15 protein-coding genes are annotated in these 15,176 nt (G+C 63.5%); 9 read left to right on the forward strand and 6 right to left on the reverse strand.

Features of this window, described 5'->3' with window-relative positions; all coding sequences use genetic code 11:
* Positions 1-226 precede the first annotated feature (226 nt).
* Together dapA and smpB are read left to right on the forward strand one after the other, a co-directional pair.
* Positions 227-1,108, forward strand: a complete 882-nt coding sequence (gene dapA / locus ACT2B0_RS04985) for a 4-hydroxy-tetrahydrodipicolinate synthase (protein WP_473462051.1) — start codon at positions 227-229, stop codon at positions 1,106-1,108.
* A 24-nt stretch (positions 1,109-1,132) separates the two neighbouring features.
* The gene (gene smpB / locus ACT2B0_RS04990) at positions 1,133-1,606 is read left to right on the forward strand and encodes an SsrA-binding protein SmpB (RefSeq protein WP_156715328.1); all 474 of its coding nucleotides are present in this window, start codon (positions 1,133-1,135) and stop codon (positions 1,604-1,606) included.
* Between the two features lie 32 nt (positions 1,607-1,638).
* On the opposite strand, the gene ACT2B0_RS04995 is transcribed toward smpB, so the two are convergent.
* The 5 genes from ACT2B0_RS04995 to ACT2B0_RS05015 form a co-directional block, all read right to left on the reverse strand.
* Entirely contained in the window at positions 1,639-2,316 is a 678-nt protein-coding gene (locus ACT2B0_RS04995; RefSeq protein WP_473462053.1) for a uracil-DNA glycosylase, read from the reverse strand.
* Positions 2,317-2,327: 11 nt separating this feature from the next.
* Positions 2,328-2,927, reverse strand: a complete 600-nt coding sequence (locus ACT2B0_RS05000) for a LabA-like NYN domain-containing protein (protein ID WP_473462055.1) — start codon at positions 2,925-2,927, stop codon at positions 2,328-2,330.
* A 217-nt stretch (positions 2,928-3,144) separates the two neighbouring features.
* The gene (locus ACT2B0_RS05005; RefSeq protein ID WP_473462058.1) at positions 3,145-3,756 is read right to left on the reverse strand and encodes an isochorismatase family protein; all 612 of its coding nucleotides are present in this window, start codon (positions 3,754-3,756) and stop codon (positions 3,145-3,147) included.
* Between the two features lie 24 nt (positions 3,757-3,780).
* Positions 3,781-4,827, reverse strand: a complete 1,047-nt coding sequence (locus ACT2B0_RS05010) for an ornithine cyclodeaminase family protein (RefSeq protein ID WP_473462060.1) — start codon at positions 4,825-4,827, stop codon at positions 3,781-3,783.
* 62 nt (positions 4,828-4,889) lie between these two features.
* Entirely contained in the window at positions 4,890-5,075 is a 186-nt protein-coding gene (locus tag ACT2B0_RS05015; RefSeq protein WP_473462062.1) for a hypothetical protein, read from the reverse strand.
* Here ACT2B0_RS05015 and ACT2B0_RS05020 point away from each other — a divergent pair.
* Positions 5,068-5,526 (forward strand): isochorismatase family protein, encoded by a 459-nt coding sequence (locus ACT2B0_RS05020; RefSeq protein WP_473462065.1) that lies wholly within the window; start codon positions 5,068-5,070, stop codon positions 5,524-5,526. The genes ACT2B0_RS05015 and ACT2B0_RS05020 overlap by 8 nt on opposite strands.
* 22 nt (positions 5,527-5,548) lie before the next feature.
* On the opposite strand, the gene ACT2B0_RS05025 is transcribed toward ACT2B0_RS05020, so the two are convergent.
* Positions 5,549-6,457 (reverse strand): LysR family transcriptional regulator, encoded by a 909-nt coding sequence (locus ACT2B0_RS05025; protein ID WP_473462066.1) that lies wholly within the window; start codon positions 6,455-6,457, stop codon positions 5,549-5,551.
* Positions 6,458-6,756: 299 nt separating this feature from the next.
* Here ACT2B0_RS05025 and ACT2B0_RS05030 point away from each other — a divergent pair, with 299 nt between their 5' ends.
* The 6 genes from ACT2B0_RS05030 to ACT2B0_RS05055 all read left to right on the forward strand — a co-directional run bounded on the left by ACT2B0_RS05030 (position 6,757) and on the right by ACT2B0_RS05055 (position 15,053).
* A complete protein-coding gene (locus ACT2B0_RS05030; RefSeq protein ID WP_473462069.1) occupies positions 6,757-8,844 on the forward strand; it encodes a hydantoinase/oxoprolinase family protein in 2,088 nt (695 codons plus the stop codon).
* Between the two features lie 10 nt (positions 8,845-8,854).
* Positions 8,855-10,627 carry a hydantoinase B/oxoprolinase family protein gene (locus ACT2B0_RS05035; protein WP_473462071.1) on the forward strand — a complete coding sequence of 591 codons (1,773 nt, stop codon included), beginning with the start codon at positions 8,855-8,857 and terminating at the stop codon, positions 10,625-10,627.
* Positions 10,628-10,823: 196 nt separating this feature from the next.
* Positions 10,824-12,113, forward strand: a complete 1,290-nt coding sequence (locus ACT2B0_RS05040) for an ABC transporter substrate-binding protein (RefSeq protein WP_473462074.1) — start codon at positions 10,824-10,826, stop codon at positions 12,111-12,113.
* 65 nt (positions 12,114-12,178) lie between these two features.
* Positions 12,179-13,042, forward strand: coding sequence for an ABC transporter permease (locus ACT2B0_RS05045; RefSeq protein WP_473462077.1), 864 nt, complete (start codon positions 12,179-12,181; stop codon positions 13,040-13,042).
* 4 nt (positions 13,043-13,046) lie between these two features.
* Complete coding sequence (locus ACT2B0_RS05050; protein ID WP_473462079.1) at positions 13,047-13,868, forward strand: ABC transporter permease; 822 nt, start codon at positions 13,047-13,049, stop codon at positions 13,866-13,868.
* A complete protein-coding gene (locus ACT2B0_RS05055; protein WP_473462081.1) occupies positions 13,869-15,053 on the forward strand; it encodes an ABC transporter ATP-binding protein in 1,185 nt (394 codons plus the stop codon).
* The last annotated feature ends 123 nt before the right edge of the window (positions 15,054-15,176 follow it).

The raw sequence follows: 15,176 nt of genomic DNA on the forward strand, positions 1-15,176 counted from the left end.
TCCGCCTTTCAAGGAGCCCGTATCCGTCTGCAGGTTGCCGGCATTGTGGATCATGTCGGTGAAAACGGCGTAAACGGCGGGTTAACGCGCCGTCTGTGCTCCATACCGCGCGAATCTTGTCGGGTGCTCATGGCAAGACTATGGTGCGCGGCCGCGCAATCGGTTATTGAGCGCAGCGGGGCTGGCCCGACCGTGTCCCCATTCGTCAGGATTTTGGGAAGAGAACATGTTCAGAGGCTCGCTAACCGCGCTCGTTACCCCCTTTGCGTCCGACGGGAGTTTCGACGAGAAAGCGTTTCGTGCCTTTGTCGAGTGGCAGATCGCGGAAGGCAGCAACGGCCTGGTCCCGGTCGGTACGACTGGTGAATCGCCCACGCTCACCCATGACGAGCACCGTCAGGTGATCAAGGTCTGCGTCGAGGTCGCTGGCGGCCGCGTGCCTGTGATTGCCGGTGCCGGCTCCAACAACACCGCCGAGGCCGTCGGCCTGGTCGAATACGCCGAAAGCGTGGGTGCCGATGGCGTGCTGGTCGTGACGCCTTATTATAACAAGCCGAACCAGCGCGGGCTTTATGAGCATTTCGCCGCCGTCGCGCGCGCGACCAAGCTGCCGGTTTTCATCTACAATATCCCGCCGCGCTCGGTGATCGATATGCTGCCGGAAACCATGGGCCGGCTGGCGCGGGATTTTGCCAATATCGCCGGCGTCAAGGACGCGACCGGCAAGGTCGAGCGCGTGAGCGAGCAGCGCGCCACCTGCGGCGCCGACTTCATCCAGCTTTCGGGCGAGGACGCCTCGGCGCTCGGTTTCAACGCCCATGGCGGAGTGGGCTGCATTTCCGTCACCTCCAATGTCGCGCCGCGCCTGTGCGCGGAGTTCCAGGAAGCCGCGCTGAACGGCGACCGCGAACGGGCGATCGACCTGCAGGACCGGCTGATGCCGCTGCACCGGGCACTGTTCATCGAACCCAACCCGGCCGGCGCAAAATACGCGCTGTCGCGTCTCGGCCGCATCGGGGACGGCGTGCGCCTGCCGATGATGACGGTCGAAACCGCCACGGCTGAACGCATCGACGCGGCGATGAAACATGCCGGGCTGACAAACTGACGCGCGCCGCGCGTTGAGCGAATGATGGCCCAGGACAAGAAATCGAACAACAAAACGGTTGCCGAAAACCGCAAGGCCCGCTTCTCCTACGAAGTGCTGGACACGGTCGAGGCCGGCCTGGTTCTGACCGGCACCGAGGTCAAGTCGCTGCGCGAGGGGCATGCCAATATCGCCGAATCCTACGCCTCGTCCGAGGGCGGCGAGATCTGGCTGATCAATTCGCACGTGCCGGAATATCTGCAGGGCAACCGCTTCAATCATGAGCCGCGCCGGCGCCGCAAACTGTTGCTCAACAAGCGTGAGATGGCCAGGCTCGCCCAAGCCGTCGAGCGTGAGGGCATGACGATGGTGCCGCTGAAAATCTATTTCAACGAGCGCGGCCGCGCCAAGCTGTTGCTGGCGATCGCGCGCGGCAAGAAACTGCACGACAAGCGCGAGACGTCCAAGGAGCGCGACTGGAACCGCGAAAAGGCGCGCCTGCTGAAAGAGCGTGGCTGAGCGGCGATCTCGACCCCATGTAGGGCCGGTGCTTATTCGGCGGCTTGTCGCCGCTTGCGCAGATGCTCCGCGACCTTTGCGAACACGTCGACGAACATCTGTTCCGTCAGCCGGCCGGTATTGGTGTTGTAGCGCGAGCAGTGATAGCTCGAAAACAGCCGGAACCGGCCGGTGTCGAACGCCGCGCCATGGGCGAACGGCGCATCCTTGATCTTCAGGCCGAGCGCGCGCACCGTCGATTGATGCGCGATCGACCCCAGGGTGAGGATGGCCTCGAGCCGGGGCAGGGCGTCGATGGTCGGTACCAGGAACTGGCGGCAGGTGTTGATCTCGGCCCCGACCGGCTTGTTTTCGGGCGGCACGCAGCGCACCGCATTGGTGATCGCGGTCTCCACCAGTTCCAGACTGTCGTCGGGGCGCGCCTCGAACATGCCGCGCGCCAGCCCGAACCGTTTCAGCGTGGCGTAGAGCAGGTCGCCGGCATAGTCGCCGGTGAAGGGGCGACCGGTGCGGTTGGCGCCGCGCAGTCCCGGCGCCAGCCCGACGATCAGCAGGCGTACGGTTTCAGCACCTTGCGGCGGCAGGAAGGTTGGCACCGGCGCATTGTGCCAACCAGGCTCGCGCGCGCGCCAATCAGCAAGAAAGCCGTGAAGGCGTGGGCACAGCGCGCAGTCGCGGGGCGGTTCGACCGCTCGCACGGGGTCCGACATGGTGGCTGGCTTCAATCGTCGTCGTCCTGGTGGTCGTCGTCATTGTCCTCGTCGACATTTTCGACGCGGCGCGCCGGGCGCTCGCTGGGATCGCGGCCGACATCGCCCTTCAGCGTCATCAAATCGACGAAGTAATCGGCCTGCCGGCGCAAATCGTCCGAGATCATCGGTGGCTGCGAGGCCATGGTGGAGACCACGCTGACCTTGCGGCCGCGCCGCTGCAGCGCCTCGACAAGGGTACGGAAGTCGCCGTCGCCGGAAAAGATCACGTAATGGTCGACGACATCGGCGAGCTCGAGCGCGTCGATGGCCAGCTCGATATCCATATTGCCCTTGATCTTGCGCCGCCCGCTGGAATCGGTGAATTCCTTGGCCGGTTTGGTGACCACCTTGTAGCCATTATAGTCGAGCCAGTCGATCAGCGGCCTTATCGACGAGTATTCCTGATCTTCCACCAGCGCGGTGTAGTAATAGGCGCGCAGCAGATAGCCGCGTTTGTGAAAGCTGGCGAGCAGCTTGCGATAGTCGATGTCGAAGCCGAGCGCGCGCGACGTCGCGTAGAGGTTTGCGCCGTCTATGAACAGCGCGATCTTTTCGCGTGGATCGAACATGGCAAAGTCCTTTGTCGGTAACGGACAGGTCGAGCAATGGTCGCGACGTGCAAAATTCGGCGTCGGGCGGCAATACGGATAGAATTGCCATAAAACGATCCAAAGGGAAACAGCGCCGTATCCGATCGCGAAACGATGGCGCTGCCTACCCTGAGCCGTTGCGTCGCGCGCAGCGTCGGCGCCGTAGCCGCCTGAACCAAACGCCGGCGCCGTTCTGCTAGATTATCGACATGACCTGCCCGGCGCTTATCAGGTCGGCATATTTCTGGCCGATGTCGAACAGATTGGCCGCGTGCGGCTCCAGCGCCCGGTCGCCGACGCAGTCCGACACCACGACCGAACGGATGTTGTTGCTCATCGCGTCGATTGCGCTGGCGCGTACGCAGCCGCTGGTGGTGCAGCCTGCCATGATGAGGGAATCGATACCGCGATAGGCAAGCTGCGCCGCCAGCGTGGTGTCGAAGAAGGCTGAGGCCTGGGTCTTGCGGATGACCAGTTCGCCCGCCCGTGGCGCGAGTTCGTCGACCACCTGGCTCGCCGCGGCAGTTTCGGTGAGTTCGCGCAGCCGCGGCACCTTTTCGCACCACAAGCCGGCATCGCTGCCGTCCTGGGCATAGACGATGCGGGTGAAGATGACCGGCAGCCCGCGCGCCCTTGCATGGGCGAGCAGCGGAACGGTCGCCTTGACGGCGGCGTCGATATTGCCGCCGCCGAGGATTTCGGGATCGTTGAAGCCGTTGACGAAGTCGATGACGAGCAGGGCCGGCCTGTCGCCGAGGCCGGTCGACTGGCCGAAGCTCTGCCGCGCGTAAATGTCGGTGTTGGTCATGGTTGCGTTGTCCTGGCTTCCGGATCAGGTCGAGATCATCTTCTTCTCGATGCCGACGCCCTTTTCCATGGCGCGCTGATATTCGAGCGGCACGGTCGCCGAATCCTGCAGCGCAATGCCGGTCGAATCGAAGATGGTGATCTCGTCGTCGGACGTCCTTCCCGCCTTGCGTCCGGTGACCACCTCGCCGATTTCGCCGGCGATGTCGGCCTCGGTGATCAGGCCTTCGGAAAGCGGCATGTTGATCTCGCCGTCGGTGCGGCACTGGCGGATATCGTCGACGAAGATCCGCGCTTTGGTCAGCAGCGTGCCCTCCAGTTCCTGGTCGCCGGCCTTGTCTGCGCCGACCGCGGCGATATGGGTGCCGGGCGACACCCAATCGGCCTTGATGATCGGCGTACGCGCAGGCGTCAGCGTGACGATCACGTCGGCCCCGCGCACGACCTCTTCCGGATCGGTGGAGGTGCGGATCGTGAAACCGTCATATTTGGGCTGCTGTTCGCGTACGAACCGGTCCAGCGTCGCCTGGCTGCGGCTCCACACCCGCACCTCCGACCAGTCGAACACCTCGTTGCAGGTGGCAAGCGCGCCTTCGGCCATATGGCCGGCGCCGACGATCGCAAGCGTCTTGGAGTCCGGGCGCGCCATCCATTTGGCCGACACCGCGCCGGCCGAGCCGGTGCGCATCACCGTATGGTAGGAGCCGTCGACGATCGCCAGCGGAAAACCGGTTTCCGGCTCTGTGTAGATCAGGATCGAAAACACCGTCGGCAGATTGTAGCGCTCGCGGTTCTGCTCGCGGATCGACACCCATTTGCAGGCGGCCGCGTGCGGTTCCTCGATATAGGACGGCATCGCCTCCCATTCGCCGGCGAACCGGTCGAGCACGATATGGCCCTTGGGGTCCATGTAGAAGCGGCCTTCGCCATGCATACGATAGGCCTGTTCCACGCATTGATTGTATTCGGCCGGGCTCAAAAGCCCGATCATCTCGCTGCGGCCCAAAATCAGCGTCTTGCGGTTGGCCCAGTTTTCCATCTTCGTCTCCACGATGGTCACGATGTCACTCATGATCGCCGATGGGGCCGAAGCATCCGCGTCCGCTCCAATCAGGTCGCAAACGCGCCGCCGCGTCAATGGGCGTCGCGCTTTTTGCCCTCCGCGGGCGCGGCCCGGACGGTGTCGAGCGCGCAGTCGATGAACCGCCGCACGCTGGCTGCGCGGTCGATGCGACGCCGCACGAGCACCGTTTCAATGTGAAAGGCGGGATCGGCGATCGGCCGCGACACGATTGTCGTGCCGATCAGTCCTGTGACCACGGCCTACGAGATCACCGACCGCGACGCCCCCTTCACCGATATGGGGCTGTGGCACTGCAAGATCCCGATTGAGGTGGTGGCGATGACCGACACGGATTTGTGGGCGATCGACTCGCGCATCGCCCCGGTCGACGGCGAACACACTTTGCTCAAGAAGCGCGCCAGCGCCTTCCACGGCACGCCGCTCGCCGGTATTTTGCGGGCGGCGGGCGTCGACACCATCCTGGTCACCGGCGTCACGGCCACGGCTTGCGTGCGCACCACCATCTGCGACGGACTGGCGGAGGGGTTCCGCACCATCGCCGTGCGCGACTGCATCGGCGACCGCGTGCCCGGCGCGGTGGCATGGAACCTCTACGACATCGACGCCAAGTTCGCCGACGTCCATTCCGCCGACGAATGCGTGGCCTATCTCGAAACCGTCAATGGTGCGCGCGCGGCCGCCGAATAGATTGGGCTGCGCTGCGTCTGCCTCACACGATGCTGCGGTAATTCGCGCCGACGCGCTGGCTGGTTTCCACGAAACGCTTCATGGCCGCCGTCAGATTGGAGCGTCGCCAGGCGAGGTGGGTTTCCACCTCGGTCGGGGTGTCGGTGGCGATCGGGCGCACCGTCAGCACCTCCGGGCCGCAAAAGCTCGGCATGCCGCAAAACACGGTGATGCCGACGCCGGCGGTGACCAGACCGAGAATGCCGGTGAGGCTCGAGGCCTCCTGGCCGACCGTCAGCACCTGACCGTGATTCTGGAACATATCGACGACGATCCGCCGGAATGTCGGCCACTCGGCATTGGTGCCAAGGATCAGCGCCTCGCAGGCGAGGTCGGCGACGGTCAGCGCGTCCTTGGCGGCCAGGGGATGGCCGGGCGGCAGGAGTGCGACCAGCGAATGGCGCGCGACCGCGCGCGACTCGATCTCCGAACTCAAAAACGAGCCCTCGATGAAACCCAGATCGATTTCATCCTGCAGGATCCGGTCGCGCTGGACCGGCGAGGTCAGGTAGGTGAGTTCGAGGCGCACCTCGGGATTCTCGAGTCGGAATTCGCGGGCGATTTTCGGCACCAGAGAGTGGCCGGTAATCGTCGTGTAGCCGATGCGCAGGATCGCCTTTGTGCCGGAGGCAAGCAGCCGCACCGTACTTTCGGCAACGTCCAGGCGGTCGAGGACGTCCTGGGCCTCCTCCAGCAGATAGCGCCCCGTTTCCGTCAGCATCACCTTGCGGGTCGTGCGTTCCAGAAGCTTCACGCCAAGCCGGTCTTCCAGTTCCTGAACCATCCGGCTGACGGCTGGTTGCGCCATGCCCAAACGTTCCGCGGCACGGTGAAAATTCAGCTCTTCGGCCACGGCCACAAACGTGGACAGGTGCTTCAGGTCATAATGCACTTTGATAACGCCACCGTATCAATCATTGCAAAATCATTATTTAACATGAGGATTTCCAATGTCTACTATCCGATCAATCAACAAGAGAGCGGCCCTCAAGGCCGCCAGGGCGAACAGATGAATGGGGGCGTTTTTTCCAAAATGCCGAGAATCCGTGCCATGTCGGGCGCCGCGGAATGCGCGGTGCTCTGCCGCCGAGGCGGCGACAAGCCGTCTACGCAATCGGGTCGCGTGCGAGCGACATCGCGCTTGGTAGGTCGATCAGTCCGGCTGCGCGTGAGTGTCGGGAGACGGCAGTCATGATCCGCGTCGGTGTCGACGTCGGTGGGACCTTTACCGACATCATTTTGGAGCGCATCGGCGCCGATGGCGAGCAGTCGGTCGAGGTGACCAAGGTTTCGAGCACGCCGCACGACCAGTCCGAAGGCGTCGTGCAAGGCATTTTGAACGTTTGCAAGCTCGCCGGCGTCGAGCCGGGTGCCATCGATGCGGTGTTCCACGGCACGACCGTCGCCACCAATATCGTCATCGAACGCGGCGGCGCCAGGGTCGGCATGATCACCACCCGCGGGTTCCGCGACATCATGCATATGGGCCGCCATAAGCGCCCGCACAATTTCTCGCTCCAGTTCGACGTGCTGTGGCAGTCCAAACCCCTCGTCAAGCGGCGCGACCGTCTCGTTGTGACCGAGCGCATCCTCCCGCCCGACGGTCGCATCGAGGTGCCGCTTGCCGAGGACGAGGTCAGGCAAGCGGCCGAGCTCTTCGCCAAGCGCGGCATGGACGCCGTCATTATCGGCTTCCTGTTCTCCTTCCTCAACGACGAGCACGAGCAGCGCGCCAAGGAGATCGTGAGTTCCGTTCTGCCGGACACCTATGTGTGCTGCTCTTCTGAAGTCGTCAACTCGATCCGCGAATACGAGCGCTTCTCCTCCACGGCGATGAATGCCTATATCGGGCCCAAGACTTCGGCCTATCTGCGCAAGCTGGAAGGGCGTTTGCGCGCGGCCGGGGTTGGCGGCATCATCCGCATCATGCAGTCGAACGGCGGCATCACCACGGTCGAGAAATCGAGCGAATTGCCGATCGGCCTTTTGATGTCTGGGCCGGCGGGCGGTGTCATCGGCGGGCGCTGGACGGGCGACAATTGCGGCAAGTCCAACATCATCACCATCGATATCGGCGGCACGTCGGCCGATATCGGCGTCATCCAGGACGGCGACCTGCGGATCAAGAACCCGCGCGACACCGAAGTGGGGCTGCTGCCCGTCCTGGTTCCGATGATCGACATCGACGCGATCGGCGCCGGCGGCGGCTCGATCGCCTATCTCGATCCGGGCGGAGCGTTCCGCGTCGGGCCGCGCTCGGCCGGCGCCGTGCCGGGGCCGGCCTGCTACGGCAAGGGCGGCACCGAGCCGACGGTCACCGACGCGCAGGTCGTGCTGGGGCGGCTCGATCCCGAACAGTTTCTCGGCGGCGACATCAAGATCGACGCCGCGCTGTCTGAAACCGCGATCCGCGATCACATCGCAGAGCCGCTCGGTCTGTCGCTCGACGATGCCGCGCTCGGCATTCTGAAAATCGTCAACAACAACATGGCCCTCGCCATCAACGCCAATTCGATGGCCAAGGGTGTCGATCCGCGCAATTTCACCTTGATGGGGTTCGGCGGCGCCGGTCCGCTGCACGCCGTCTCGCTCGCCGAGGCGATCCACGCCAAGGACATCATTTCCCCGGTTCAGCCGGGCATCACCGCGGCGACCGGACTGCTGGTCACCGATCTGCAGTATGAATACACCCATCCGCTGCTGATGGTGCTCGACAACGCCAGCGATGCCGATTTCAAGACCGTCAACGATGCGTTGGACGGCCTGATGGACCAGGCGCACCGGCAACTCGACGCCGACGGCATTCCGCGCGAGGCGAGGCGTTTTCAGCGTATCGCCGAGTGCCGCTATGTCGGCCAGGGCTTTGAGCTGCGCGCCGCGATGCCCGACGGCACGGTCGATGCCGGCAATGCCAGGACGATCATCGACAGCTTCTACGACGAGCACAAGAAGATCTACGGCCACGCCTTTCGCGACCAGGCCTGCGAATTGATCACCTTGCGGCTGGTGGCGACCGTCGCGGTCGAGACGCTGGCCCTGCCGGAACTCAGCCATGGCGGCCGCGAAAACCCAGACGAGGCGCGTCTCTACAGCCGGCGCACCGTGTTCGACGACGGCCAGGCGCACGACACGCCGCGCTACCAGCGCGAGAAGCTGCGCGCCGACGACCGGGTCTCGGGGCCGGCCGTCGTGATCCAGCATAATTCCACCACCATCGTGCCGCCGGGTTATGTTGCCCAGGTCATGCGCTTCGGCGACATTCTGATCGGCCGGAACTGAGGAGGCAGGGATGACGCAAGAAGTCGATCCGATCACGCTCCAGGTTATTGGCGGCGCGCTGCACTCGATCGCCGATCAGATGGGCACGGTTCTCTACCGGATGAGTTATTCCTCCATCATCCGCGAAAGCCAGGATCTTGGCGCCGGGCTGTTCGACCGCGACTACAACACGCTGTGCGAATCCGATTCCACGCCGATGCATATCGGCTCTTTGCCGGGCTATCTGCGCGGCATCGAGAAATCGATCCCGCTCGACCAGTGGCAGCCCGGCGACGTGGTGATCCACAACCATCCCTATTTCGGCGCCAGCCATTCGCCCGACATCGCCATTGTGATGCCCGTCTTCTTCGAGGACGAACTGGTCGGCTTCTCCGCCAACACCGCCCATCACATCGACATCGGGGCGGCCACGCCCGGCCTGATCATGGACATTCCCGACGTCTATGCCGAAGGCATGCTGCTCAACGGCATCAAGCTGTTCGAGGCCGGCAAGCGCAACGACACGATGTGGAAATATATCCGCGACAACACCCGCGTGCCGAGCCAGGTGATGAACGATCTGGAGGCCCAGATCGCTTCGGCGGAACTCGGCGTGGCGCGATTCCAGCAATTGATGGAAAAATACGGCAGGGCGACCGTGCTGCGGGCCACGCGTCAGCTGATGGACTATACCGAAAACATGCTGCGGCGCGAGATCGCCAAGATCCCGGACGGCGAGTATGTCGCGGAAGGGTTTTTGGACGATGACGGCCGCAACCGCGGCGTCACCCTGCCGCTCAAGGTGACCGTGCGGGTTGCCGGCGACGCGGTCGAGGTCGATCTGACCGGCTCGTCGGCCCAGGTGCCGACGGCCTACAACGTTCCCTTCGAGGGCTCGACCAAGGTCGCCTGCTTCTTTGCCTTCCGCGCCTTGCTGCTCGATACCTACACCCATTCGGAATATATTCCTCAAAACGAGGGCTCGTTCCGTCCGGTCAAGGTGACCGCGCCGCTGGGCTCGATCTTCAACCCGATTGCGCCGGCAGCGGCCGAAGCACGCTTCGCCCAGATCCAGCGCATCGTCGACCTGATCATCAAGGCGCTGGCGCCGGTGCTGCCGGACAAATGCACGGCGGGCAACGCGGCGGTTTTGTCGTTTGCGGCCTATTCCGGCGTGCGCGAGAGCGGCGACTACTGGGTCTTCCTCGAGGTCAACGAGGCGGCGATGGGCGGGCGTCCGCAATCGGACGGCCCCGACACCATCGAAGAATTGATGCGCAACACGCGCAACAATCCGCTCGAGGATCTGGGCATGCACCTGCCGCTGATCTGCGACCGTTACGAAATCCGCGACGATGCAGCACCCGGCGCGGGCAAGTTCCGCGGCGGCGCCGGCGTGGTCAAATCGCAGCGTTTCCTCAGCCCCGGCTACATGACGCACGAGGCCGACCGCCATGAGGACGTTCCCTGGGGTGTGTTCGGCGGCAAGCCAGGCGCCGGCGGCAGGGTCGAGATTCGCAACGTCCACACAGGCGAGGTCAGCCAGGAACCGGCGAAATTCTCCGGAAAACTGACCCGGACCGGCGACGTGGTATCCTATTTCTCGCCCTGCGGCGGCGGATACGGTGATCCGCTCGAGCGCGACCCGGACAAGGTCCTCGACGACGTGCTGGACGGGTTCATCACCCGCAAACACGCGCGCGACGATTACGGCGTGGTGCTGGAAGAGGTTGACGATGGCTACGGTTGGAAGCTTGACTTGAACGAAACCCGTAAGCTGCGGGCGCGGATGAGCGCGCGGTAACCGGGTCTGGATGCGGCATGAGGCCCTGGTGAAAGGAGCGGAAAAACACATCGCATTCATGGGGCGGCGATGAGGGCTGCGTAAGCAGCGACGACGGCGGCGAAGCGACAAAAACACGGCCAATGCAAGGCTTCGCCCGTCATGCGCCATGGGAATGGCGCTGAGTATGTTTCATACTGACGAATGGGAGTAGGAAATGAAAAAATCAGCGAAAACGATCGGTAGAGGCCGCGTGTCGCGGCGCACGATCCTCAAAGGTGGCGCCGCTGTTGCCGGCACGACGCTGGTCACCGGCTTTCCGACGGTCTGGGCACAGAACCTCAAGGACATCACGATCAATCATACCGGCATGTCCTATTCGACCCTGCCGGACATCGCCCGCCAGGCGAGCAAGGATCTCGGTTTCAAGGTGGAGATGTCGGTCGTCGACCATCCCGGCCTGATCAACCGCATGATCAACGACCCCAAGTCGATCGACGTGGCCGACATGGAGATCTGGCAGACCAAGATCGCGGTTCCGCAGGGCGTCATCCAGGGCGTTGAGATCAGCAAGGTCAAGAACTGGGATCAACTCACCCCGCTCTACACGACGGGCGTGTTCAACGGAAAAGAGGTGTCGCGCGAAGGCGACGCCCCGATCGAGTACATCTATCTCGACGCGGTCGACGCCAAGGCTTTCGCCAGCGGCCAGACCGAATTCGCGACCTTCGTGCCGGGCGTCTACAATGCCGACACGCTTGGTATTCGTCCCGATCTGGTGGGACGCGAGATAACCTCCTGGGCCGACCTGATCTCGCCCGACTTCAAGGGCAAGGCGGCGATCCAGAATATCCCGACCAACGGCATCATGGACGCCATGATGGCGCTCGAGGGCGCCGGCGAAGTGACCTATGGCGACAAGGGCAACCCAACCCAGGACGAGATCCAAAAGACGATCGCGCGGCTGATCGAGCTGAAGCGAGGCGGCCACTGGCGCGCCCTGTGGAATACGTTCGACGAATCGGTCAATCTGATGGCCGGGGGCGAGGTGGTGATCCAGTCGATGTGGTCGCCCGCCGTCACCGCGGTCCAGACCCAGAACGTGCCCTGCGTCTACCAGCCGCTCAAGGAAGGCTATCGAGGCTGGGGCAATGGGCTGGCGATGATGGCTCACCTCGACGGCCTCAGGCGCGATGCAGCCTATGAATACATGACCTGGTACAATTCCGGCTGGGTCGGCGGTTTCATCGCCAAGCAGGGCTATTACAGCTCCAATCCGGAGACCGCCAAAGCGGCGCTCACCGAAAACGAGCGCGGTTTCTTCTACGAGGGCAAGGCGGCCACGGCCGACATCACCAGCCCGACCGGCCAGAAGACCAACTCGGCCGGCGACGTGCGCGACGGCGGTTCCTACGAGGACCGCTTCTCCAGCGTTGCCGTTTGGAACAACCTCATGGACGAGGCGGAGTTCCTCTATTCCAAGTGGAACGAGTTCAGCGCCGCCTGACGGCTGAACAAACCGGACGGCGGCTCAGGCCGCCGTCCGCCCCCGACATGCGGACACCTTGAAAGATGAACAGCAGATCCTCGGCCCTTCCCTATATTCAGGTTTCGCCGCTGGCGCTCGTCCTGATCCTCTTTTTCACCATCCCGGTCGCGCTGGTGCTCGTGGTGAGCTTCTTTCGTTACCAGATGCTGGTCGGCATCGTTCCCGATTTCACCTTCAAGAATTATGCCGATATCCTGACCAACCAGACCAATTGGCTGCTCTACTGGTCGACGCTCAAATTCGCCATCATCGTGCTGGCGATCACCGGCTTCATCGGTTTCTGGATTTCCTATTTCCTGGTCTTCCATATCCGCAGCCTTGTGGTCGCGATCGCGCTGTTCCTGGTGTGCACGGTGCCGTTCTGGACCTCCAACATCATCCGCATGATTTCATGGCGTCCGGTGCTCGGGCGCGAGGGCCTGGTCAACCAGGCCCTGGTCGGCAGCGGTCTGACGGACCAGCCGGTCGAATGGCTGCTATATTCGGACTTCGCCGTGGTGGTCGCCTATGTGCATCTTTTCACGCTGTTCATGATCGTGCCGATCTTCAATTCCATGGCGCGCATCGACAAGTCGCTGCTCGAGGCGGCGCTGGATGCCGGCGCCAGCCGCTGGGGCGTGATCTGGAACGTCGTACTGCCCTTGTCCAAGACCGGCATCGCGCTTGGCACGCTGTTCGTGGTGACCCTGGTGATGGGCGATTTCTCGGTGGTCACCGTAATGAGCGGCGGCCTGTCGGGGTCGGCGGCGTCGGCGATCTTCAACGACCTGCAGTTCCTCAACTATCCGCGGGCCGCCGCCAACGCGGTCATCCTGTTGATCGTCGTTCTTCTGATCGCCTCCGCCATCTTCCGCCTGGTCGATGTGCGCAAGGAACTCGTGAGGTAAAGCGATGCCATCCTCCCTGGACCGCAGACCCTGGACATTTTACGTCCTCGCCCTGCTGATGCTGTTGTTCGTGCTGTTCCTGTACGGGCCGATGATTTCCGTGCTGGTGTTGTCCTTTCAGGGGCCGTCGGCGTCGCTCAATTTCCCGCTGCGCGATCCCTCGCTGATCTGGTTCGACGAATTGTTCAACCCGACGCGCGTCGGCGACGTGCCGGGTGCGTTCTCCCGCTCGCTGCCGCTGGCCCTGGTGGTCATGGTGCTCACCGTGCTGATCTCGGTGACGGCGGGTTTCGGCTTCCGCCGTCGTTTTCGCGGCTCGGGCGCGCTGTTTTACATGGCGATCGCCAGCCTGATCATTCCCGGCCTGGTGCTGTCGATTGGCATTCTGGTCACCGCCCAGTTCCTCGGCCTGTCGGCGAGCTGGTACGGTACGGCGCTGGGCGCCCACCTGACATGGACGCTGCCGTTCGGCCTGCTGATCATGTTCGCGATCCTCGGGCGGCTGAGCCCGTCTTACGAGGAAGCCGCGTTCGACCTCGGCGCCAGCCGCTGGCAGTCGATCAAGGACGTTGTGGTGCCGATCGTGTTTCCCGGCATGATCGCGGTCGCGCTGTTCGGCTTCACGCTGTCTTACGACGAATTCCCGCGCAGCTGGCTGACAGTCGGCACCAAAAACACCCTGCCGCTGGAGATCTGGACGATGACAACCAACGTCACCTCGCCGGCGCTCTACGCACTGGGCACGGTGACGACGGTGATCTCGTTCTTCGTGATCGCCGTGGCCCTGGGCTCGATCATCCTCATTCAACGCAGACGGTCGAAATAGATGAACTTCACACCCGTTACAGCCCCGTCCGGCGCCTCGGCGACCGATACGACGAATTCCGGCGAGATCCGCCTGGTCGGTCTGACCAAGAAATTCGGCGACACCCATGCGGTCAAGGACATCAACCTGACCATTCCGCACGGATCCTATTGTTGCCTTCTCGGCCCCTCGGGCTGCGGCAAGACGACGATCCTGCGCATGATCGCCGGTCACGAGACCCCGACATCGGGTGAGATCACCATCGGCGACACCTCGGTGGTCGGTCTGCCGCCGGTGCAGCGCGGCACGGCGATGATGTTCCAGAGCTACGCGCTGTTTCCGCATCTGAGCATTCGCGACAACGTCGCCTTCTATCTGAAGATGCGCGGTGTGGGGAAGGACGAACGCCGCAGGCGCGCCGACGAGATGCTCGAACGCGTCCAGCTCGCGCATCTGCGCGACCGCATGCCCGCGCAGCTCTCGGGCGGCCAGCAGCAGCGCGTCGCCCTGGCGCGTTCGCTGATCACCAATCCGCGCGTGCTGCTTCTCGACGAACCGCTGTCGGCGCTCGACGAGTTTCTGCGCCTGCAGATGCGCGTGGAGCTCAAGACGCTACAGGCCGAACTCGGCATCACCTTCGTGCACGTCACCCACACCCAGCCCGAGGCGATCGCCCTTGCCGACATGGTGGTGGTGATGGATACCGGCCGCATCGATCAGGCCGCCAGTGCCCGCGAAATCTACAACAGCCCCGCCACGCCCTATGTGGCCCGTTTCATGGGCGCGCAAAACGTGCTCACCGGCAAGGTTGAGGGCGTCGAGGGCGGCATCGCCCGGCTGAAAAGCGCGCGCGGCGAGACGTTCGAGATTCCCCGGCAGTCTGTCGTGCCGGCGGTAGGCGAGGAGATGTCCTTTTCCGTGCGCCGCGACTACATCGCCATTCGCAAGCGCACCGACGCCGACGCCCAGGCGGCGGCCAATGCCGTTTTCGGCACGGTCGATTCCATCGAATATCAGGGTAACTTCGTGAAGGTGAGCCTGCAGGTTCCGGGCATGGACACGTTTGTCGCCAACGTTCCAGACCACGACTATTTCGTCGAGCCGATCGGACCCGGCGACGCGGTGGCGGCGCAATGGGACAAGCAACACGCGCATGTGCTCGACCGGGTCGATACCGGCGTGCCGGAGCCTTACGCGGCCCACTGACGGGCGGCGCGGCATTCAGATGCAAAACGTGACGAATACGGAAGGATAAGAACCGACTGAACAGCTGATCCAATCCGCAGAACCGCTTGGCGGTGTCATCCGACACGATGTGTCGCGCCTTTC

Source organism: Nitratireductor sp. J20-h4, assembly GCF_056780505.1.